Below are 19,627 nucleotides of genomic sequence, written 5' to 3'. Positions count from 1 at the left end.
GGATCAGTCCCGGTATGGGTAGTTGTTCGGAACGAAGAACTGCTCATTGAAGGGGGGACGTTTGTAGTCCCCCTGCTCCGGGCGGCTCGGCATCTCGATCGGGTCCGGCGTCATGTCCTCATAGGGAACTTTGCTGAGCACGTGGCTGAGGCAGTTCAGGCGGGCACGGCGTTTGTCATTCGCCTCAACGGTGAACCAGGGAGCCTCGGGGATATGGGTCTTGGAGAACATGATGTCCTTGGCTCTTGAATATTCGACCCAGCGGTTGCGGGATTCGATGTCCATCGGGCTCAACTTCCAGCGCCGCTCCTCGCAATCGATACGGTCCTGGAAGCGCTTTTCCTGCTCCTCGTCGTTGATCGAGAACCAGTACTTCAACAGCAGGATGCCGTCCTGGACGATCATCCGCTCGAACTGAGGGCAGGCCACGTAGAACTGCTCCACCTGCTCCGGGGTGGCAAATCCCATCACCCGCTCCACTCCGGCGCGGTTGTACCAGCTGCGATCGAAGACGACGATCTCGCCGGCGCTGGGGAAATGCTCCACATAGCGCTGGAAGTACCACTGGCTCTTCTGTTGATCGGACGGCGTGCCCAGGGCGACGACCCGGCACCCGCGCGGATTCATCGGTTCGGTGAGACGTTTGATCGAACCGCCCTTGCCGGCGGCATCCCGTCCCTCGAACAGGATGATCATCCTGAAGCCCGTGGCCTTCACCCAGTACTGCATCTTCACCAGTTCGGACTGGAGCTTCTCCAGTTCCTTCTCGTAGGTCTTCTTCTCAAGGCGCTTGTGATCGCTGGAGAAGCCGTCCTGGAGTTCGATCAGCATTTCCTGGGGGTGATCGATATCGCCGTCACTGTGGTTCAGAGCGTCCAGCACAGGTGCCACGTCGTGCTTCTGGTTTTTGCTCATCAGTCGCGGAACTCGATGGACTATTCATGCCACCGTCACGTTAAGAACGGATTTCAGATCGCCCTCCGAGCCGGAATTTCAAGCACGACAGCGAAGTGACCGGGTTCGGAACCGGAGTCGGCCTGCCGGAAACGGATGTGACCGCCGTGCTGGCGCACCACATGGCCGACGATCGCCAGACCAAGGCCGCAATGTCCCTGCTCGCCACGGGCCTCATCGAGCCGTTGGAACGGTTGCTGGGCCCGATCCCATTGTTCCGGGGGGATGCCGTCGCCCTGGTCCCAGACCTCGATGCAGAATCCCGGAGGCTGATCCAGCAGCCGCACCACCAGCGGTGGTCGGCCATAGGTGAGCGCGTTGTCGATCAGGTTGGAGACCGCGCGTCCGAGCGCCACCGGCCGCACGTCGGCCGTGATCGGCAGCAGGTCAAGCCGGAGTTGCTCCTGGGGATGGCCCGCCGCCACTTCCGCGAGCCACTGATCCAGCGGACAGGCCACCATCCGTTCGCGTTCTCCCCCGCCGGCATAGAGAAGAAACTGGCCGGTGATCCGTTCCAGTGCCTCGAGATCACTGGTGCAGCGTTGTCGCTCGTCCGCCCCGAGCCTCGGCAGCGAGAGGCGGAAGCGCAGCCGTGTGATCGGGGCGCGCAGGTCATGGGCAATGCCGGCGAGCATGGTGGCGCGCTCGCGGCGGTTCGTCGCCAGGCGCTGCACCATGGCATTGAAGCGACGGGTGATCCGCTGCACCTCGGGTGCCCCGCTGACGGGGATCGTGGCCGGATCGGAGCCTTCCCCCACCCTTGAGAGGGCCCGCTCCAGTCCGCGCAGGGGCCGTTCCACCTCCAGCAGCAGATAGAGAACCCCGGTGAAGATCACCGCTGCGACCAGGGCAACCACCAGCAGCATCGGCTCCGGTGGCCAGCCTCGTGCCGTCGGCAGTTCCACCCGCAGCCAGACCGGTTCCAGTGGGGAGATCAGCTCGATCCACACGCCCTGTTGGCGAGCGCTCCCCTGCGCCGGCAGCAGGGTCGGGCAATGGGAGAGGCGTGTGCAGAGTTCGTTCTGCAGTCCCTGCATGCGCCGGTGCAGTCCGGCATCCACCGGACCGGCGCGGGGTGGACGCTCCATCACCGCAAGCCGCAGGCCCGTCAGTTCGTTGATGAGCACAGGTGGGTAGCGCTCCAGCGTCAGTTCCGTCAGCCGCACATTGAGCGCCAGTTCCCGTCCCAGCTGAACGGTCTGCACCCGTTCCAGCTGTCGGCCGAACAGCACCTGCAGCAGCAGCAGAGCCAGCACCCAGCCCCCCACCAGGAGGCCGCTCCAGCAGCTCACGCGCAGGATCAGCCGCCACCAGGAGACGGCCAGCTTCATCTCAGCGGGAGCGGGGCGTGCCATCCGGCACGAAGACGTAGCCGTAACCCCACACCGTCTGCAGGTAGCGAGGTCGTGTCGGGTCCGGCTCCACCAGCTTGCGCACCCTGGACACCTGCACATCCATGCTGCGACTGTCGGTCTCACAGCCGGGGCCGCGGGCCAGCTCGATCAACCGTTCCCGGGAAAGAGGGCGGTGGGGGTGCTGAACGAATGCGGCCAGAAGACTGAACTCGCCGCTGGTGATCACCACGGGTTGATCGTTCTGGAGCAGTGAGCGGGCCGAAAGATCGAGAACGTTTTCCCCGAAGCTGACCTGGCCGCCTTCCGCCACCGGCGTTCCTGCCGGAACGGTGCTGCGGCGGCGCAGCACCGCCTCGATGCGGGCGGAAAGCTCCCGCGGCAGAAACGGCTTCCCGAGGTAGTCATCCGCTCCCTGTTCCAGGCCGATGATCCGATCCACGGCCTCTCCCCGGGCGGTGAGCATCACCACAGGCAGGTCATCTCCGGCATCGCGCAGACGGCGCAGAGCCGTCAGCCCATCGTCGCCGGGGAGCATCAGATCCAGCACCACAAGATCCGGACGCTGGAACTCCAGGCGGGCCTCCATCTGCTTCACATCGCAGAGGCAGCGCACGTCGTAGCCCTGATCGATCAGATAGGTCCCGACCATCTTGCGCAGCTCGGGATCGTCATCGACCACCCACACCATCGATGCACGGGTCATGGTCAGCTGTTCGGATTCCGTCGGATGAGCCGATCGTATGCAGAGGGGCCTGGACTGTCGTCGTTCAGGTGAACCCTGTCACAGCTGCCGCCACCCCGGTCACGTTTCAGACACCGCCAGGGCTTGATGGTCTCCATAGGCTGGATTCATGCCTGCTCCCTTGATTTCCGGGGCCCTTGCACTGGCTCTGTCCATCCTTTCGACGGCATCGTCCGCCGTGGCCCAGTCCAACGGACAGCCGATGCAGGTGTACAGCACCCGGATGGAGGCTCTGTTCGTGAGGCTCGATGCGAACCGCGACGGGCGCCTTGATCCGGGGGAGCTTCAGGGCCGTCGGGCTCTCGAGCGGCGTCTGCGTCGTAAGAAAGGTCGCATTTATCTGTTGATCGAAGATCTGAGCTTTCCCGCTGCCCAGCCGAGCGGCCAGCGTCTGAAGCGTCGCTTCCACAAGGCGGATCTCAACGGTGACAAGTCGCTCAGCCGAGTGGAGGCCGCTGCGATTCCCTGGATCGGCCGTCATTTCGACCGACTGGACGGTGACCGTGACGGCGGTGTCACGCTCGCGGAACTCTGGAATCTGCAGCGCTCCCTGGCGCCCCGTCAGCGTCGACCCTGATCGGGTGGGGACAGCATCAGGCGGAGCAGTCGCAGCAATCGCCACACACCGCCGAGGATCAGAACAGCGGCGAGCACCACAAGGGCTCCGATCAGCACCACGGCCGCCAGTCCCAGCAGAGCTTCCAGCAGTTGCTGGATGCCGCGGATCAGATCAGCGATGGCCTCGCTCACCAGCAGCACCACATCCACCTGCTCCGGCAGGCGTTGCAGCAGGACGACCACGCCGATCCCTCCACTGAGCATCAGCAGAACCACCACCAGCTGACGCACGACCAGTCCGGTTGGAATGCGGCGACGGCGCCGGAAGACCTGCCGTGATCCCTCCCCTCGCTGGGGACCACGCTGGGGTCGGCGGGCCACCTTGCTCATAGAACCAACGAGTGTCCGGTACCGCGCATCCAGCGCTCGAATTCGATCAACACCAGTTCATTCGGGCAGTCGATCAGGGTGAGGCTGCCGACGGTGCAGTCTCCGTATCCGCTGTGGTGGAGCGTGAGCTGGTATCCCGAGCCGCTGAGGCCGCAGACCTCGGGATCGCTGCGCACCACCACGTCCAGGGAAGCGCCGATGCGGGCGACCCGCCTTCTCAGTTCAGACCAGCTCACCGTCATCGCGGAGCACCGAACAGCTCGCCTATTTGAAGATTCTGAAGCCTGTGCAGCGCTCGTCAACGCTCTGCTTCCGCGGCCGGTTGCTCGGATGGTTGCACCGGTGCTGTGGCCGGCTTCTCCTGCAGCGGTGGGAGAGGCAGCACGAGCGCTGCCGCGACGCTGGAGGCCAGGGCGAGACCGCCGAGCACCGGGGCACCCAGACGACGCTGCAGAGGAATCTTCTCCACCAGCTCCTGACGCGGCAGAGGCCTGTTCTCGGCCAGCTGCCAGCTCAGCTGGACCCGCTGATCGAGTCGAAGCCGGTCCAGGCAGCGCACGAGATCCGAGAGCTCGGCGTCATCAAGCATCAGCCGCAGCGGCTCGATGCCGTCCTGACTGCTGCGCAGCAGCAGCTGATGCTGGGCTCCTGCCGGTTCAATGGTCACGACGTCACCATCGGAGGCGAAGGACCGCTCCACGCCGGAGAGCAGGTGGCGGGCGTAGGGCATCACGACGGCCATCAGGGCTTCCAGGTGTTCGCGGGTCCCCTGCAGTTCCGGGGCTGCCACCAGCTGCATCCGCCATCCGGAGAGGATTCCGATGGCATCCACGGGTTGCCCTGACGACAGATCCGGGTAGCCCTCCACCAGCAGTTGCGCAGCGGTCTGTTCGTAGCGGTAAGCGTTCTTCTGCATGCTGCTGTGAGTCAGGGCGTCGGGTCGAGGAGGGTGGCCCGCAGGCGATCGATGCCACCGGGACCGGCCACCAGCGCCAGTGTGCTGATCAGCTGACGGCGGATCGGCGCACCCGATTGCTTGTCGAGCAGCCGCAGAACGGCTCCCCGCCGGGGGTTCATGCGTTCCTCGATCAAGTCATCCAAGCGGGTCTCGAGCAGCTGCCATCGCTGGCGGGTGAGCTGCTCAGGCTCCCGTGAGGAGAGCAGCTGATGCAGCAACGGATAGATCCGTTCCGCCATGGCGCAGACCAGACAGATCAAAGACTCCGCATCCAGCGGTGCCAGCTGTTCGCGCCGTGTGGAGCGTCGCAGAGGGTTGTGACAACGCCGTTTCCAGAGTTCAACCCGGTTGGGAAACTGGGATTGCAGCCCCATCTGGTGGCTGGTCCAGAGCATGAACTCGCCGGCATTGAGGTCGAGAGCCTCGATGGTGAGCAGCAGCAGATCCAGACGTTCCACACCACGTCGGCCGAGGCGGGCACCCTGGGGGGCAGAGGCATCAGTCATGGCTGCGATGATGCCAGGGGTTATGCCTTTGCGTCATCAGGCTTTGGATCTTCAGCCTTTCATTCGATCAATCCCTGATTTTCCCAAGCCAGGCATTCTGTTCAGGGACATCAATCCCCTGCTGCGCTCCCCCCAGGCCACGGCTGAAATGCTCCGCCGTCTCGGAGAGGTCTGCGACACCCTGCGTCCCGACCTGATCGTGGGAATCGAGGCCCGGGGTTTCATCATCGGTGCTCCGCTGGCTCAGCGTCAGTCCCTCGGGTTCGTGCCTGTGCGCAAACCGGGAAAACTTCCGGGCGGGGTGATCGGCATCGATTACAGCCTCGAATACGGCAGCGATCGCCTGGAGATTCAGGAGGACGCCCTCAACGGCAAGCCGAGGGTACTGGTGGTGGATGATCTGCTGGCCACCGGTGGCACGGCATCGGCAGCAGGTGCCCTGGTGGACAAGGCCGGTGGCACGCTCTGCGGTTTCGCCTTCGTGATCGAGCTCGATGGACTCGGCGGTCGCGCGGCCCTGCCGCAGGGGCTGCCTGTGGAAGCCCTGCTCGTCTATTCCTGAGTGTTCTCCCAGTCGAGCACCTGCTGAAACTGCTCGAGGCTGAGCAGACCGAAGCTCCAGAGCACGATCGGCAACGGTGCCTGCTCCAGTTCGGCCTGGCGCAGGCCGAGATTCAGGGCGTTGTCACTCAGCCCGAGCCGGCGCTGCAGAAAGTGGAGCAGCGCCTCCGATGGAAGCGGCTGAGGGTGACTGCAGACAACCATCACCCGACTCCGGTTCAGTTCAGTCTGGCAGGGGGCGTCCAACCCGCAGCGGGCCATCGGTCATGGCGCTGAGGCAGAGGCGCCGAAGTGGGGAGCTGAGGGCCAGGCAGGGCAGAAGCAGCTGCCGGAAGGCGACCAGCAGGGGGTGACGGTTCGAGAACAGCCGTACGAGTGCATCCGTGGCCAGTCCCACCATCAGCAGATCCGGCCAGCGTCGACGGCTGTAACGGGCGGCGGTGCGTGGGCCGATGCCTTGGCTGGCCACAAGGTCCGTCAGCGTCTCGACATCGCGCCAGCAGAGATTCAGGCCCTGCCCCCCCACCGGATGGCAGCGGTGACCAGCCTCTCCCACGAGCACGGCCGGGCCTTGACGGAGGCTCCGGGCCAGCATCCAGGTCTGGGGGAAGGCGGCCGGTCGGTCAAGGAGCAGATCCGGTTCCACTCCTTCCGGCAGAACCGTGGCCAGGGCATCGAGGAACGCTCCATCGGCCAGGTCGGCGCGGTCGAGGCAGTGCTGCATTGGAGCACTCCAAACCACCTGATAGGAGCCATCTGCCATGGGAAGCACCGCCAGGGGGCCTTCCGGTCGGAACAGCTCGTAGGCCCCACCGGGTGCGACACCGCGCAGAATCACCTTCGCCGTCAGGCAGCCCTGCCGGTACGGGTGCTGAAACACGTCGATGCCCAAGGACTGTCTTGTGGGGGACGACGGACCATCCGCTGCGACGACGAACGCAGCTGGCTCCCTGGTCATTGGATCCTGATCTCGGCCCAGACCCAGCGTCACGTGGGGCGACTGCTCCAGCCTGGACAGAAGCAGCCGCATCAACGAACGGTGGTCGAGGATCCAGCCGATGGCCTGGTGACGACGGTTCTTGCGGCGAAGATCCTGCTGGCCGAACAGAACGCTACCTCCACTCCCTGCATCGCGCAGGTCCAGCCGGGTGAAGGGGACGAGTGCATCGCCCAGGGGTGTCCAGAGCTCCAGACGCTGAAGTAGGCGCCGACTGGAGTGGGTGATGGCATAGGCCCGGCTGCGGCTCTGCAGCTCCGGGGCCGTGAGGGGATCTTGAAGCAAGACCCTCTGGCCTTGATGGGCCAGGGCCAGAGCGAGGAGAGATCCTGTGGGACCGGCTCCTCGAACATGGATGGACGGTGATGCGTCCGGGGGTGAGGCGACCATCAGCAGAGTGTGGCTGAGGTCACCCCTTCAGCGTGAGCCTCAGCCCAGACCCAGCAGACCGTGGGTGAAAGCTTCTCCGCCCAGGGCGATCTCGGTGGCGAGAAGGGCGATGAAGCCCAGCATGGCCATGCGGCCGTTCAGCTTTTCGGCACGCTCGTGAAAACCCCAGCCACGCTCTTCTTCCACCACTTGCATGCGGGGCTCGGAGGCGAAGGCATTCAGGCGACCGCCGTCTTCGGTGGTGACGGTGGCGCCGCGGATGACGGGAGCGGAAGGAGTCTGAGCCATGGTCGCCTGATGGGTGATTGCAACGAAGTGTAAACCAGGTTTAAGAAATGTATTGCGATGGGGGTCAGCGGCGGGCCAGGCGCAGTTGGCACAGCTCCTCGAAGGCCGGTCTGAGCAGGAAGGGATAGTCGCCCACCCAGAGGCGCAGCCCTGGAATCCAGGCGTCACTCAGGGCGCTCACCCGTGAGAAATCCTTGCGATCACTCAGAACAAGGCAACGGACCACCGTGCCCTGGCGGATCACCTGATGTTTCTTGTCCATCGGAAAGGCCAGGCGTCCGAGGTAGCCGTCCTCGTCCTCCAGCTCCAGCAGCATCCAGGTGCGGCGGTTCTCCACCAGCTCCAGTTTCCCGCGGCTGTCGGCCTGCTCATGGCGGTTTTCGATGCGCTCGCGGGTGGTCACCTCGGCGACTTCGCCTTCAAACAGAGCTGCCGAGGGGTACCGGCGAAGCGTGGCGTTGCGCTGGCCTGCCTGCACGATCGGCCCCCAGAGCACATAGAGAAGGAAGACCACACCCGTCACCAGCCAGAACGGTCCCCAGCGACTGGCCATCTGGCTCTGGCTGATCAGCAGCGTGATCACGCCGCCGATGGCAGCCACCATCACCCGCTGCAGGATCTCGCGCGGCGAGCCCAGCGCGGCCCGGAACTGACTGCCGGTGGCAACCGCCGGAATCAGGCGTTGCAGCTCACCGGGGCGTAGGGGGATCAGCATGGGATGGGGCGATCAGATCAGTCGTTCGAGGCCGTAGACCAGGCTCCCGAGAGAGCGCACCCTGCGAACCGTCAGCAGCACTCCCGGCATGTAGGCGGAGCGATCGATGGTGTCGTGACGCAGGGTGTAAGTCTCACCCGGTGCGCCGAACATCACCTCCTGATGGGCCACGAGCCCGGGAAGACGCAGCGAGTGGAGCCGCAGGCCACTGTCGCGCCGACCGCCGCGGGATCCCTCCAGTGATTCGTGCTCATCCACCTCCGGTGGATTGAAGCTTTTGCCCAGCTCCTCCATCAGTTCAGCGGTCTTGATGCAGGTGCCGCTGGGGGCATCGGCCTTGCGGTTGTGGTGCAGTTCCGTGAGTTCCGCGTGGTCGTAGAAGCGTGCGGCTGCAGCGGCCGCCTGCTGCAGGAGCACCATGCCCACCGAGAAGTTGGGGATCACCGCCCCGCCGATCGAGGCCTTCTCGGAGAACTGGGTCAGATCATCCAGCTGCTGCGGGGACAACCCTGTGGTGCCGATCACCGGGTGAACGCCGTAGGCGATCGATGCACGCGTGTGGTCGTACACCACCGAGGGATGGGTGAAATCCACCAGCACGGCACCGGCCTCGGCCGCCCGCACCGACTGACTCACGGCGCAGAGGCATCCTTCGAAGTCGGCGGTGACCGCCACCTCCAGCTCACCGAGGCCGAGTTCCAGACCCACGTCACACCCTTCCTTCCCTGGAGTGTTGTCGATCGCCCCCACCAGGGTGCAGTCCTCGGCCCCTTGCACGGCTCTGATCACCTCGGCCCCCATGCGTCCGAGGGCACCGGCCACAACAACGGGAATCAGGGCGGTCATCGCTGCGCTGCAAACACCCCAAAGCCTATGGGGCTGATGTTGTTACGCCGCATTGGAAATCGTCGCAACGGACCGTGCCTGAACGTAGGGTTCTTCACATTGCTCAAAGTGCGCAGATGTTCACGCAGGTCCGCTCCGCCGATCGTCGCGTTGCTCCTGTGGAGGGTCAGAACCACAAGTCCGTGATGAAGGCGGTGTATGTGGTGCTGGAGCCTCAGTATCAAAATGCGCTCACCCAGGCCGCCACGGCTCTGAACGCCTCGGGGGGCGACCTCGGGATCGAACTGAACGGCTATCTGATCGAGGAGCTGCGCGACGAGAACAATTACGCCGGTTTCTGCGCCGATGTGGCTGAGGCCGATGTCTTCATCGCCTCGCTGATCTTCATCGAGGATCTGGCCCAGAAAGTCGTGGAGGCCGTCGCCCCTCATCGGGATCGTCTTAAGGCGGCTGTGGTCTTCCCGTCGATGCCGGAGGTGATGCGCCTCAACAAGCTCGGCAGTTTCTCGATGGCCCAGCTGGGTCAGAGCAAGAGCGCCATCGCCGGTTTCATGAAAAAGCGGAAGGAAGCGGGTGGCGCCGGCTTTCAGGACGCCATGCTCAAACTGCTGAACACGCTGCCCACCGTTCTCAAATACCTGCCTGTCGAGAAGGCTCAGGACGCCCGCAGCTTCATGCTCAGCTTCCAGTACTGGCTGGGAGGAACGCCGGACAACCTGCGCAACTTCCTGCTGATGCTGGCGGATAAGTACGTCTTCCCTGCCGCTGAGGGTGAGGGGCGGCCTGCGATGGAGGTGGCCGAGCCTGAGGTCTTCCCTGATCTGGGCATCTGGCACCCCCTGGCCCCCTCGATGTTCGAGGACCTCAAGGAGTACATCAACTGGACCTCCAGCCGCACGGATCTCAGCGACAAAGCACGCAAGGGCCCGGTGATCGGCCTGGTGCTACAGCGCAGTCACATCGTCACCGGCGATGACGCCCACTACGTGGCCACCATTCAGGAGCTGGAGTTCCGCGGTGCCCGTGTGATTCCGATCTTCTGCGGGGGCCTGGACTTCTCCAAGCCGGTGAACGCCTTCTTCTATGACCCGCTCAACCCCGAGCAGCCACTGGTGGACGGAATCGTCTCCCTGACCGGCTTCGCTCTGGTGGGTGGTCCCGCCCGTCAGGACCACCCCAAGGCGATCGAATCACTGAAAAAGCTCAATCGCCCCTACATGGTGGCGTTGCCACTCGTCTTCCAGACCACCAAGGAATGGGAGGACAGCGACCTGGGTCTGCATCCCGTGCAGGTGGCTCTTCAGATCGCCATACCGGAGCTGGACGGTGCCATCGAGCCGATCGTGCTCTCCGGTCGTGATGACGCCACCGGCAAGGCGCACACCCTGCAGGACCGCGTCGATGCCATCGCCGAGCGCGCCATCCGCTGGTCCTCCCTGCGGATCAAGCCCCGCACCGACAAGAAGCTGGCGATCACGGTCTTCAGTTTCCCCCCCGACAAGGGCAATGTCGGGACGGCGGCCTACCTCGACGTCTTCGGTTCCATCCACCGTGTGATGCAGGAGATGAAGGCCAAGGGGTACGACGTGAAGGATCTGCCGGCCACACCCAAGGCATTGCTGGAGGCGGTGATCAACGACCCCGAGGCGATGCAGGGAGCTCCGGAGCTGTCCATCGCCCATCGGATGAGCGTCGAGGAATACGAGCGTCTCACCCCGTATTCGGAGCGATTGGAGGAGAACTGGGGCAAGCCTCCGGGCAATCTCAACAGCGACGGGCAGAACCTGCTGGTGTTCGGCCGCCACTTCGGCAACGTGTTCGTCGGCGTGCAGCCCACCTTCGGTTACGAGGGTGATCCGATGCGTCTGCTGTATTCCCGCAGTGCCAGTCCCCACCACGGCTTTGCGGCCTACTACACCTATCTCGAGAAGATCTGGGGCGCCGATGCGGTGCTCCATTTCGGCACGCACGGTTCCCTGGAGTTCATGCCCGGCAAGCAGATGGGCATGAGCGAAACCTGCTATCCGGATTCCCTGATCGGCGCTCTACCGAACCTCTACTACTACGCGGCCAACAACCCGTCGGAGGCCACGATCGCCAAGCGCCGGGGCTACGCCTCCACCATCAGCTACCTCACGCCTCCGGCTGAAAACGCAGGGCTCTACAAAGGTCTGAAGGAGCTGGGTGAGCTCGTCGGCTCCTATCAGCAATTGCGTGAGGGGGGGCGCGGCATCCAGATCGTCAACACGATCGTGGAGACAGCCCGTCAGTGCAATCTCGATAAGGACATCGAATTCCCTGAGGACGATGCGGCGTCCATGGATCTCGATGGACGGGATGCCCTCGTCGGTGCGGTGTACCGCCAGCTCATGGAGATCGAGAGTCGCCTGCTGCCCTGTGGCCTGCACACCATCGGCAAGCCGCCGACGGCGGAGGAAGCGATTGCCACGCTGGTGAACATCGCTGCCCTGGAACGCGAGGAAGATGGCCTGCGCTCTCTGCCCGGTCTGCTTGCCGAGGCGATGGGCCGGAGTATTGAAGAGGTCTACAGGGGGAATGACGAAGGCGTTCTCGCCGATGTTGAACTCAACCGCACGATCACCGAGACGTCCCGCGCCGCCGTTGGAGCCATGGTGCGATCCCTCACCGGTCGTGACGGTCGTGTGAGTCTGCGCAACAGCTTCGGCTGGTTCTACGACCTGCTCGCCAGGTTCGGCTTCCAGCTGCCCTCTCCCTGGCTGCGAGCCTGCTGCGGAGCCGGCTTCGTCCAGGTCGATGCCACGGAGCTCGACAAACTGTTCGGCTACCTGCGTTTCTGTCTCGATCAGATCTGCGCCGACATGGAGATGCAGAGCCTGCTCAAGGCACTCGACGGCGAATATGTGCTGCCCGGACCGGGTGGAGATCCGATCCGCAATCCAGGCGTGCTGCCCAGCGGCAAGAACATCCATGCCCTGGATCCGCAGGCCATTCCCACCCGTGCCGCCGTGGCTGCAGCCAAGGGCGTGGTGGACAAACTGATCGAACGCCAGCGTGAGGAGCAGGGGGCCTGGCCCGAGACCATCGCCTGTGTGCTCTGGGGAACCGACAACATCAAGACCTACGGCGAGTCGCTGGCACAGATCCTCTGGTTCGTCGGTGTCAAACCGATGCCCGATTCCGTCGGTCGCGTCAACAAGCTTGAGCTGATCCCCCTCGAACAGCTCGGCCGCCCCCGGATCGACGTTGTCGTGAACTGCTCCGGCGTGTTCCGCGATCTGTTCATCAACCAGATGGCGTTGATCGACCAGGCCGTGAAAATGGCGGCTGAGGCCGATGAACCGCTGGAGCAGAACTTCGTTCGCAAGCATGCACTCGAGCAGGCTGAGAAAGAGGGCACCAGCCTGCGTGATGCCGCCTGCCGCGTGTTCTCGAACGCCAGCGGCAGCTACAGCTCCAACGTGAATCTGGCGGTTGAGAACAGCACCTGGGAAGAGGAGGGCGAACTGCAGGAGATGTACCTCTCCCGCAAGACCTTCGCTTTCAATGCCGACAACCCCGGCGAGATGAATCAGAAGCGTCAGGTGTTCGAGAGTGTCATGAAGACCGCCGATGTCACGTTCCAGAACCTGGATTCAGCGGAGATTTCGCTCACCGACGTGAGCCATTACTTCGATTCGGATCCCACCAAGCTGATCAAGGGGCTGCGAGACGACGGCAAGGAGCCCACCAGTTACATCGCCGACACCACGACAGCCAATGCTCAGGTGCGCTCCCTGAGCGAAACGATCCGCCTTGACTCCCGCACCAAACTGCTTAACCCGAAGTGGTACGAGGGCATGCTCGATTCCGGCTACGAGGGGGTGCGCGAGGTGGCCAAGCGTCTCAATTTCACCCTCGGCTGGAGTGCCACCAGCGGCGCTGTTGACAACTTCGTCTACGAGGAGGCCAACGAGACCTTCATCAATGATCCGGAGATGCGCAAGCGTCTGATGGAGCTCAATCCCAACAGCTTCCGCCGGATTGTGGGAACGCTTCTGGAGGTGAACGGTCGTGGCTACTGGGAGACTTCAGACGAGAACATCGAGCAGCTCCAGGAGCTCTACCAGGAAGTGGAGGACAGGATCGAGGGCGTTGTCACCGACTGAAGCGACCCTCTGATGCGGACTCGCTGATGGTCCGGCCGGCGAAATCCACGCCGGCCCAGCGTTGATAGTCGTCCAGGCTTCTCTTGGCTCCAAGCCCGTAGCGATCAAGATCGTTGACGTCGTCAGTGGTCGGTCTCAGACGATCCTGTGGAACGGTCTCAAGCGTTCCGAGCAAGGCATGCACACGCACCAGGGAGCGCCGGTTCAGCAGAAACCAGTCGCTGTGGTCAGACCAGTGCGTCGCTGATGCGTCGTTTCCGTTGCTGCTGGATTTGTAGAGGTGAAAGAGCAGCAGCCGGTGAGGGCTGTACAGGTTGAAGCCATGGGTCCAGAGCCGTGCCGACATGGACACCTCTTCGCCGTAGAAGTACAGGCTGGGGTCGTAGGGCACGTCCGGCACGATGCAGCCTGGACCGAACAGGAAGCCGCCGGCCATGAAGGCATTGGGCAGAGGTGTCGCCGGCTGTTGCTCCGGCAGTTGATAGCGGCTGATGCCCTGGAACTTGAGGATGCCGAAGTCATCAAACCGGTGTGCCGCCATCACGGGCAGGGTGTTGAGCTGGAGGCTGCACGGCAGCTGGAAGCCGTTCGGATACACGCTCAGCACCGCCTTCGGATCCAGGCAGGCCTCCCATGTCTTCACCAGGTCGTCATCCCAGTTCTGCACAGCCCGCATGTGGCTGTCGATCTGCAGCAGAAAGTCCTCTCCCCTGTAGAGCTGCTGGGCCTGATGCCGCGCCCAGCAGGCCCCCCGGCTGTCTTCCGCCCTGAACGGAATCAGAGCCAGGTTGCAATCCTGCGGGAAGGCTGTGGCGTTCCAGGCTTCAGGATCGCTGTCCGAGAGCTGAAGGCAGATCCCGAATCGCAGCCGCTCGGGTTGGGCGGCCCGTTCGATGAGGTTGTGCAGTGTCGCCGGCAGATCCGGATCTCTGTAAGCCGCGATCTGAACAAAGATGCTGGGCGACGGATCAGTCACGCGGTTCAGGCCAGGACCAGAGTGTGGCCGCCATGCGCAGGGTCTGGTGCATGGGTCTCACATCGTGCACGCGCAGCACGGCGATGCCGGCCTGGCTGCAGCGGCAGGCCACCGCGGCTGTTCCCCAGATGCGGGCCTTCGGTTTCGGTTCATCGAGCACCGTTCCGATGAACCGCTTGCGGGATGGGCCCACCAGCAGTGGGATGCTTCCGCGGCTGAGCTGTTCCAGGCCCTTCAGCAGCTGCAGGTTCTGCTCGGCTGTTTTGGCAAATCCGAGGCCGGGATCCCAGATGATCTGATCCGTGCGGATCCCGGCCTTGAGGGCTGTGTTGGTCCGCTCCTCCAGTCCCTCGCGAACTTCCTGGATCACATCGTCGTAGACGGCGAGCTGATCCATCGTGCGGCTGTTCCCCCTGCTGTGCATCAGCACCACCGGGCAGCCGGCTTCGGCGATCAGCGGAAGCATTGCGGGATCGCGACGGCCTGCACTGATGTCATTCACCCAGTCGGCGCCTGCCTCCAGGGCCGCTTCCGCCACCGGCGCGAGAAAGGTGTCCACGGAGATCAGGGCCTCCGGGAAGCGTTTGCGGATGCGACGGAGCGGGGGCAGCAGACGACGCAGTTCCTCATCAGCACCGACCTCGCTGGCTCCCGGGCGGGTGCTCTGGGCACCCAGGTCGAGCACGTCGGCCCCCTGGCGAAGCTGAATGGCCGCCTGGGACACGGCCTGGTCGACCTGCAGAAAGCGACCGCCGTCGCTGAAGGAGTCGGGGGTGATGTTGATCACCCCCATCAGCGTGGTGCGCCTCCGCCAGCCCTCAGGCCAGGGGCGACGGTCAGGGCGTCTGGTAGTTGGCAATGCGGGCGAATCCATCCGGCTTGAGCGAGGCACCTCCGACCAGCACACCGTCGATGTCACTCATCGCCATCAGCTCATCGATGTTGGCCGGTTTCACCGAACCGCCGTACTGGATGACCAGATCCATGGCGCCCACCCAGCTGCGGATCAGCCCGCAGATGCGGTTCGCTTCCGATGCCTCACAGGTCTTGCCGGTGCCGATCGCCCAGATCGGTTCATAGGCCACCACCAGCCTGTTGGCGTCCAGGCCCTCGAGTCCCTGTTCGATCTGGCGACGGATCACCCGTTCAGCTTCCCCGCGTTCCCGCTGCTGATCGCTCTCGCCGACACAGACGATCGGGATCAGTCCGTTGGCCTGGGCGCACCGGGCCCTTTGGTTGATCTGCTCATCACTCTCACTGAAATACTTGCGCGGCTCGCTGTGGCCAACGATCGTGTATCGCACTTTGTGCTCCAGCAGCATCTCGGCGGAGATCTCAGCTGTGAAGGCACCCTCGGACTGCCAGTGCACATTCTGACTGGCCAGCTGCACCCGACTGCCGTCGGCCAGGCCTGCCATCGTTGAGATGGCTGTGAAGGGAGGAGCCAGCACCACGTGGCGGTCGTCCGGTGTCGCTTCGATCAGCGGCAGGAACTCACCCATGTAGTCCCTGGCCTGGGCACAGGTCATGTGCATCTTCCAGTTGCCGGCGATCACCCGTCTGCGCACGCCCAGATCCTCTGCAGAACTGCGGGCCAACTTACGGCGCGATCGTTGTGGCCTCCCCGACGACACCGTCCTCTCCGGCCAGGCTGACCCGGTCTCCCTCCGCCAGCTGGCGTCCACGGCGGGTCTCCACCGTGCCGTTGACGCTGACCTCGCCGTTCTGGATGCGCTGTTTCGCCTCTCCACCGGTGGAGACCCAGCCCTTCCATTTCAGGTACTGATCGAGCTTCATCGCCCACGGGCGTGTGTCACATTATTGATACTCTGCCGGGATGTTCACCCCCTCCCAGGCCGGATTCCGTCGGCTGCTGCCGCTGCTGCGTCCCCACCTGCGACAGCTCAGCTGGGGTGTGCTGTGCATGCTCATCTACGTGGGAAGCTTCCCGCTGCTGATCCGTCTGGCCGGTCAGTTGTTCCCAGCGCTTGGCTCAGGCGATCTCAACAGGGTTCTGGGGTTGATCGGACTGGCGCTGGTTATCTTCGCGGTGCAGAAGCTGGCCCAGTTCGGTCAGGATTCACTGCTGGCCGGTCCTGCCCTTCAGGTGAGTCAGCGACTGCGCAGTGATCTGTTCCGCCGGTTGCAGACGGTGGAGCTCGGAGCGTTGGAGAAACTGTCGGCGGGCGATCTCACCTATCGGCTCACGGAGGATGCTGATCGGGTCAGTGAGGTTCTCTACAAGACCATTCACGACACCCTTCCCAGCCTGCTGCAGCTTCTGGCTGTTCTCGGCGTCATGCTCTGGCTTGACTGGAAGCTCACCACGGCGATCCTGCTGCTGGCACCGGTGATCGTGTGGCTGATCAGCCTCTTCGGGGCCCGGGTGATGGTGGCCACAGAACGCAGCCAGAAAAAGGTGAGCGAGCTGGCGGGTCTGCTGGGGGAGGCGATCGAAGGTCTGCCGCTGGTTCGGGCCTTCGCCGCCGAGAGCTGGCTTCAGGATCGCTTCGAAGGGGAGATCGACCAGCACCGTCAGGCCCGTCATCTCACCTACAGCCTGGTGGCGTTGCAACATCCGGTCGTCGGCAGTATCGAGGTCGCGGGCCTGTTCGCCGTTCTGGCGATGGGAGCAGCCCGTATTCAGAGCGGGGATCTGGACATCAACGGTCTGAGCAGTTACCTGACGGGTCTCGTCGTGCTGATCGACCCGATCGCCCATGTCACCAACAACTTCAACGAATTTCAGCAGGGACAGGCTTCACTGAAGCGTCTTCGTCAGATCGAACAGGAACCACAGGAGCCCCCGGATCCGGTGAACGCCGTTCCCATCGGATGCCTACAGGGAGATCTCAAGCTTGAGCAGGTGTCCTTTGGGTATGACCCCTCACAGCCTGTGCTGCGGTCGGTGGATCTGAGTGTGCAGGCCGGAGAGGTGCTTGCTCTTGTCGGCCCCTCCGGAGCCGGCAAGAGCACCCTGTTCTCGCTTCTGCTGCGGTTCAACACCGTGCAGCAGGGGCGGATCCTCCTCGACGGTCATGACCTCAGCCGATTGCGGGCGCAGGATCTGCGCCGTCAGGTTGCGCTGGTTCCCCAGCGCACGACTGTGTTCTCCGGAAGCGTTGCCGAGGCGATCCGTTTCGGCCGGCCGGCCTCGGATGAGGACGTGGAGCAGGCCGCCAGGCTGGCCAATGCCGATGACTTCATCCGGGCATTGCCTCACGGCTATGCCACTCAGCTGGAGGAACGCGGCAGCAATGTTTCGGGCGGTCAGTTGCAGCGGATCGCGATTGCCAGAGCCGTGCTCGGGAATCCATCCCTGCTGCTGCTGGATGAGGCCACCAGCGCTCTGGATGCAGAAGCCGAAGCCGCGGTGCAGCTTGGCTTGAAACAGGCGATGGCCGGCCGCACCGTTCTGGTGATCGCTCATCGTCTCGCCACGGTGCAGGAAGCAGACCAGATCGTGGTGCTGGAACAGGGACGCGTCGTCGATCGGGGCACGCACGATGCGCTGATGCAGCGCGGCGGTCGTTACCGGGATCTGTGCGAACGACAGTTCATCCGTGATCTGCAGAACAGCTGAGCGCTCTTAAAGTCCGCATGCCGGACCCGATCACTCCCGGCAGCGACTGATGACTGACTCCGCAGCGAACAATCCCAACCCCGTGCTCACCTTCGAGGGCAAGCGATACGACCTCAACACCCTCCCGGATGATCTGAAGGAACTGGTGCGGGGCATGCAGGTGGCTGACGCCCAGCTGCGCATGCATGAGGACACCCTCAAGGTGCTGGCGGTGGGACGACAGAGCCTGGCGATGCAGCTGAATGAGAAGCTCCAGAACGTCACGCCTCTGCCAGAGGGTCAGGGTTGACCCTCTGGGCGTCCGCCTCTCCTCAGGACCTGAAGTTGTAGGACTTGGAGAGGCGGAACACCGTTCCGCTGAGCAGCAGCAGTGCCACAAGATTCGGGAGAGCCATCAGGCCGTTGAGGGTGTCTGCGACACCCCAGAGAGCTCCCCCGGTTCCAGCCACGGATGCAAACACCACCATGGCGACCCAGAACAGACGGAAGGGCAGAACAGCCGCTTCGCCGAACAGATAACTCGTGCAGCGCTCTCCGTAGAAGCTCCAGCCGAGGATCGTGGTGAAGGCGAACACGATCAGTCCCACGGTGACAACGAGGCCGCTGCCGGGGAGGCCGCTGTCGAAGGCCGCGATCGAAAGGGTTGCTCCGCTCAGCCGTTCACCGGCACTGTCCATCATTGTGTAGGCCTTGGTGGTGATGATCACCAGAGCTGTCATGGTGCAGATCACAAGGGTGTCGATGAAGGTGCCGAGCATGGCCACCGTTCCCTGACGGACAGGATCATCGGTCCGGGCCGCGGCATGGGCGATCGGAGCACTGCCCAGACCGGCTTCATTGGAGAAGATGCCTCGTTTGAAGCCCATCAGAACCACCTGCCCGAAGGCTCCGCCTGCGGCAGCTTCGCCGCTGAAGGCGTTGGTGAAGATCGTGCCAAGGGCATCAGGAATCGCACCGGCATTGAGGGCCAGCACCACCAGGCAGGCAGCCACGTAGAGAACAGACATCAGCGGCACGATGGCTGAAGCGGCCTGGGCGATCCTGCGGATGCCTCCGATAACAACGGCGAAGACCAGAACGCCCAGGACGATGCCGGTGAGCAATCTCGGAACACCTGCGCTTTCCAGGGCTGAAGAGACTTCAAAGGCCTGGACCCCGTTGCCGATTCCGAATCCGGCCAGCATGCCGAACAGGGCGAAAAGACCGGCCATCCAGCTCCATCGCTCACCAAGGCCGTTGCGGATGTAATACATCGGGCCGCCGACATGATTTCCCCGCTCATCGGTTTCACGGAACTGCACCGCCAGAACCGCTTCGGCGTATTTCGTGGCGATGCCGAACACGGCAATCACCCACATCCAGAAGACCGCACCGGGACCACCCACAGCGATGGCACCGGCAACACCCGCGATGTTTCCGGTGCCGATGGTCGCCGACAGCGACGTCATCAGGGCCTGGAACGGCGTGATCTCGCCTTCCTTGAGACCGGCGGCTGGTCGCAGCATCATGCGGATGCCGTAGAACAGCCGCTGCAGCGGCATGAACTGCAGACCCACCATCAGCACGATGCCGGTGAGAGCGATCAGCGTGACTGTTGGTGGCCCCCAGACGAATGAATTAATCGGGCTGTTGATGGCCTCAATGGCACCGTTCAATTCCATCACCACCAAAGCCGAAACGT

The 19,627-nt window shown here is 63.7% G+C and carries 22 protein-coding genes; 5 read left to right on the top strand and 17 right to left on the bottom strand.

Features of this window, described 5'->3' with window-relative positions; all coding sequences use genetic code 11:
* Positions 1–3 precede the first annotated feature (3 nt).
* Genes ppk2 through SynA15127_RS08825 form a run of 3 tightly spaced genes read right to left on the bottom strand, consistent with a single transcriptional unit; the run spans position 4 to position 3,012 of the window.
* The gene (ppk2, locus tag SynA15127_RS08835) at positions 4–915 is read right to left on the bottom strand and encodes a polyphosphate kinase 2 (protein ID WP_186483742.1); all 912 of its coding nucleotides are present in this window, start codon (positions 913–915) and stop codon (positions 4–6) included.
* A gap of 53 nt (positions 916–968) precedes the next feature.
* A complete protein-coding gene (locus SynA15127_RS08830) occupies positions 969–2,309 on the bottom strand; it encodes an ATP-binding protein (protein ID WP_370593976.1) in 1,341 nt (446 codons plus the stop codon).
* A complete protein-coding gene (locus SynA15127_RS08825) occupies positions 2,287–3,012 on the bottom strand; it encodes a response regulator (RefSeq protein ID WP_186483741.1) in 726 nt (241 codons plus the stop codon). Before SynA15127_RS08825 ends, SynA15127_RS08830 begins: the two co-directional genes overlap by 23 nt.
* 148 nt (positions 3,013–3,160) lie before the next feature.
* Between SynA15127_RS08825 and SynA15127_RS08820 the strand changes: the two genes are divergently transcribed.
* Positions 3,161–3,628 carry an EF-hand domain-containing protein gene (locus SynA15127_RS08820; RefSeq protein WP_186483740.1) on the top strand — a complete coding sequence of 156 codons (468 nt, stop codon included), beginning with the start codon at positions 3,161–3,163 and terminating at the stop codon, positions 3,626–3,628.
* Here SynA15127_RS08820 and SynA15127_RS08815 read toward each other — a convergent pair.
* The 4 genes from SynA15127_RS08815 to SynA15127_RS08800 are packed head-to-tail and all read right to left on the bottom strand — an operon-like array spanning position 3,613 to position 5,463.
* Positions 3,613–3,999 (bottom strand): hypothetical protein, encoded by a 387-nt coding sequence (locus tag SynA15127_RS08815; RefSeq protein WP_186483739.1) that lies wholly within the window; start codon positions 3,997–3,999, stop codon positions 3,613–3,615. The two genes, SynA15127_RS08820 and SynA15127_RS08815, sit on opposite strands and share 16 nt — an antisense overlap.
* Positions 3,996–4,241 (bottom strand): hypothetical protein, encoded by a 246-nt coding sequence (locus tag SynA15127_RS08810; protein ID WP_186483738.1) that lies wholly within the window; start codon positions 4,239–4,241, stop codon positions 3,996–3,998. Before SynA15127_RS08810 ends, SynA15127_RS08815 begins: the two co-directional genes overlap by 4 nt.
* Positions 4,242–4,297: 56 nt before the next feature.
* A complete protein-coding gene (locus SynA15127_RS08805; RefSeq protein WP_186483737.1) occupies positions 4,298–4,915 on the bottom strand; it encodes a DUF4335 domain-containing protein in 618 nt (205 codons plus the stop codon).
* Between the two features lie 11 nt (positions 4,916–4,926).
* Positions 4,927–5,463 (bottom strand): DUF3038 domain-containing protein, encoded by a 537-nt coding sequence (locus SynA15127_RS08800; RefSeq protein ID WP_186483736.1) that lies wholly within the window; start codon positions 5,461–5,463, stop codon positions 4,927–4,929.
* Between the two features lie 22 nt (positions 5,464–5,485).
* Here SynA15127_RS08800 and SynA15127_RS08795 point away from each other — a divergent pair, with 22 nt between their 5' ends.
* On the top strand, positions 5,486–6,025 hold the full coding sequence (locus tag SynA15127_RS08795) for an adenine phosphoribosyltransferase (RefSeq protein WP_255475448.1): 540 nt from the start codon (positions 5,486–5,488) through the stop codon (positions 6,023–6,025).
* On the opposite strand, the gene SynA15127_RS08790 is transcribed toward SynA15127_RS08795, so the two are convergent.
* The 5 genes from SynA15127_RS08790 to dapB all read right to left on the bottom strand — a co-directional run bounded on the left by SynA15127_RS08790 (position 6,016) and on the right by dapB (position 9,260).
* Positions 6,016–6,228 (bottom strand): DUF2949 domain-containing protein, encoded by a 213-nt coding sequence (locus SynA15127_RS08790; RefSeq protein WP_043691812.1) that lies wholly within the window; start codon positions 6,226–6,228, stop codon positions 6,016–6,018. The two genes, SynA15127_RS08795 and SynA15127_RS08790, sit on opposite strands and share 10 nt — an antisense overlap.
* A 19-nt stretch (positions 6,229–6,247) precedes the next feature.
* On the bottom strand, positions 6,248–7,411 hold the full coding sequence (locus tag SynA15127_RS08785) for an FAD-dependent monooxygenase (protein WP_186483734.1): 1,164 nt from the start codon (positions 7,409–7,411) through the stop codon (positions 6,248–6,250).
* A 39-nt stretch (positions 7,412–7,450) separates the two neighbouring features.
* A complete protein-coding gene (locus SynA15127_RS08780) occupies positions 7,451–7,699 on the bottom strand; it encodes a high light inducible protein (RefSeq protein ID WP_186483733.1) in 249 nt (82 codons plus the stop codon).
* A gap of 64 nt (positions 7,700–7,763) precedes the next feature.
* Entirely contained in the window at positions 7,764–8,414 is a 651-nt protein-coding gene (locus tag SynA15127_RS08775) for a hypothetical protein (RefSeq protein WP_186483732.1), read from the bottom strand.
* 12 nt (positions 8,415–8,426) lie between these two features.
* The gene (gene dapB, locus SynA15127_RS08770) at positions 8,427–9,260 is read right to left on the bottom strand and encodes a 4-hydroxy-tetrahydrodipicolinate reductase (RefSeq protein WP_186483731.1); all 834 of its coding nucleotides are present in this window, start codon (positions 9,258–9,260) and stop codon (positions 8,427–8,429) included.
* 116 nt (positions 9,261–9,376) lie between these two features.
* Between dapB and SynA15127_RS08765 the strand changes: the two genes are divergently transcribed.
* Positions 9,377–13,387 carry a magnesium chelatase subunit H gene (locus tag SynA15127_RS08765; protein WP_186483730.1) on the top strand — a complete coding sequence of 1,337 codons (4,011 nt, stop codon included), beginning with the start codon at positions 9,377–9,379 and terminating at the stop codon, positions 13,385–13,387.
* Here SynA15127_RS08765 and SynA15127_RS08760 read toward each other — a convergent pair.
* Genes SynA15127_RS08760 through SynA15127_RS08745 form a run of 4 tightly spaced genes read right to left on the bottom strand, consistent with a single transcriptional unit; the run spans position 13,377 to position 16,160 of the window.
* Positions 13,377–14,363: a GlcNAc-transferase family protein gene (locus SynA15127_RS08760; protein WP_186483729.1), complete on the bottom strand. Its 987-nt coding sequence runs from the start codon at positions 14,361–14,363 to the stop codon at positions 13,377–13,379. The two genes, SynA15127_RS08765 and SynA15127_RS08760, sit on opposite strands and share 11 nt — an antisense overlap.
* Positions 14,356–15,237, bottom strand: coding sequence for a dihydropteroate synthase (folP, locus tag SynA15127_RS08755; RefSeq protein ID WP_186483728.1), 882 nt, complete (start codon positions 15,235–15,237; stop codon positions 14,356–14,358). Before folP ends, SynA15127_RS08760 begins: the two co-directional genes overlap by 8 nt.
* Positions 15,200–15,931 carry a triose-phosphate isomerase gene (tpiA, locus tag SynA15127_RS08750; protein WP_186485664.1) on the bottom strand — a complete coding sequence of 244 codons (732 nt, stop codon included), beginning with the start codon at positions 15,929–15,931 and terminating at the stop codon, positions 15,200–15,202. Before tpiA ends, folP begins: the two co-directional genes overlap by 38 nt.
* A 31-nt stretch (positions 15,932–15,962) precedes the next feature.
* Positions 15,963–16,160 carry an RNA-binding S4 domain-containing protein gene (locus SynA15127_RS08745; RefSeq protein WP_043691788.1) on the bottom strand — a complete coding sequence of 66 codons (198 nt, stop codon included), beginning with the start codon at positions 16,158–16,160 and terminating at the stop codon, positions 15,963–15,965.
* Positions 16,161–16,200: 40 nt separating this feature from the next.
* On the opposite strand from SynA15127_RS08745, the gene SynA15127_RS08740 reads away from it, so the two are divergent.
* Both SynA15127_RS08740 and SynA15127_RS08735 read left to right on the top strand, forming a co-directional pair.
* Complete coding sequence (locus SynA15127_RS08740; RefSeq protein ID WP_186483727.1) at positions 16,201–17,946, top strand: ABC transporter ATP-binding protein; 1,746 nt, start codon at positions 16,201–16,203, stop codon at positions 17,944–17,946.
* Positions 17,947–17,995: 49 nt separating this feature from the next.
* The gene (locus SynA15127_RS08735; RefSeq protein ID WP_043691783.1) at positions 17,996–18,235 is read left to right on the top strand and encodes a DUF6447 family protein; all 240 of its coding nucleotides are present in this window, start codon (positions 17,996–17,998) and stop codon (positions 18,233–18,235) included.
* Between the two features lie 22 nt (positions 18,236–18,257).
* Here SynA15127_RS08735 and SynA15127_RS08730 read toward each other — a convergent pair whose 3' ends face one another.
* Entirely contained in the window at positions 18,258–19,607 is a 1,350-nt protein-coding gene (locus SynA15127_RS08730) for a sodium:alanine symporter family protein (protein WP_186485663.1), read from the bottom strand.
* Between the last annotated feature and the right edge of the window lie 20 nt (positions 19,608–19,627).

The organism is Synechococcus sp. A15-127 (assembly GCF_014280215.1).
Lineage (GTDB): Bacteria > Cyanobacteriota > Cyanobacteriia > PCC-6307 > Cyanobiaceae > Parasynechococcus.
This window is presented reverse-complemented; position numbering and strand designations above follow the sequence as displayed.

Bases quoted from the DNA above. Each gene is read 5' to 3' on its own strand.
- ppk2 (WP_186483742.1), bottom strand. From the start codon at position 915: ATGAGCAAAAACCAGAAGCACGACGTGGCACCTGTGCTGGACGCTCTG.
- SynA15127_RS08830 (WP_370593976.1), bottom strand. From the start codon at position 2,309: ATGGCACGCCCCGCTCCCGCTGAGATGAAGCTGGCCGTCTCCTGGTGG.
- SynA15127_RS08825 (WP_186483741.1), bottom strand. From the start codon at position 3,012: ATGACCCGTGCATCGATGGTGTGGGTGGTCGATGACGATCCCGAGCTG.
- SynA15127_RS08820 (WP_186483740.1), top strand. From the start codon at position 3,161: ATGCCTGCTCCCTTGATTTCCGGGGCCCTTGCACTGGCTCTGTCCATC.
- SynA15127_RS08815 (WP_186483739.1), bottom strand. From the start codon at position 3,999: ATGAGCAAGGTGGCCCGCCGACCCCAGCGTGGTCCCCAGCGAGGGGAG.
- SynA15127_RS08810 (WP_186483738.1), bottom strand. From the start codon at position 4,241: ATGACGGTGAGCTGGTCTGAACTGAGAAGGCGGGTCGCCCGCATCGGC.
- SynA15127_RS08805 (WP_186483737.1), bottom strand. From the start codon at position 4,915: ATGCAGAAGAACGCTTACCGCTACGAACAGACCGCTGCGCAACTGCTG.
- SynA15127_RS08800 (WP_186483736.1), bottom strand. From the start codon at position 5,463: ATGACTGATGCCTCTGCCCCCCAGGGTGCCCGCCTCGGCCGACGTGGT.
- SynA15127_RS08795 (WP_255475448.1), top strand. From the start codon at position 5,486: ATGCCTTTGCGTCATCAGGCTTTGGATCTTCAGCCTTTCATTCGATCA.
- SynA15127_RS08790 (WP_043691812.1), bottom strand. From the start codon at position 6,228: ATGGTTGTCTGCAGTCACCCTCAGCCGCTTCCATCGGAGGCGCTGCTC.
- SynA15127_RS08785 (WP_186483734.1), bottom strand. From the start codon at position 7,411: ATGGTCGCCTCACCCCCGGACGCATCACCGTCCATCCATGTTCGAGGA.
- SynA15127_RS08780 (WP_186483733.1), bottom strand. From the start codon at position 7,699: ATGGCTCAGACTCCTTCCGCTCCCGTCATCCGCGGCGCCACCGTCACC.
- SynA15127_RS08775 (WP_186483732.1), bottom strand. From the start codon at position 8,414: ATGCTGATCCCCCTACGCCCCGGTGAGCTGCAACGCCTGATTCCGGCG.
- dapB (WP_186483731.1), bottom strand. From the start codon at position 9,260: ATGACCGCCCTGATTCCCGTTGTTGTGGCCGGTGCCCTCGGACGCATG.
- SynA15127_RS08765 (WP_186483730.1), top strand. From the start codon at position 9,377: ATGTTCACGCAGGTCCGCTCCGCCGATCGTCGCGTTGCTCCTGTGGAG.
- folP (WP_186483728.1), bottom strand. From the start codon at position 15,237: ATGGATTCGCCCGCATTGCCAACTACCAGACGCCCTGACCGTCGCCCC.
- SynA15127_RS08745 (WP_043691788.1), bottom strand. From the start codon at position 16,160: ATGAAGCTCGATCAGTACCTGAAATGGAAGGGCTGGGTCTCCACCGGT.
- SynA15127_RS08740 (WP_186483727.1), top strand. From the start codon at position 16,201: ATGTTCACCCCCTCCCAGGCCGGATTCCGTCGGCTGCTGCCGCTGCTG.
- SynA15127_RS08735 (WP_043691783.1), top strand. From the start codon at position 17,996: ATGACTGACTCCGCAGCGAACAATCCCAACCCCGTGCTCACCTTCGAG.
- SynA15127_RS08730 (WP_186485663.1), bottom strand. From the start codon at position 19,607: ATGGAATTGAACGGTGCCATTGAGGCCATCAACAGCCCGATTAATTCA.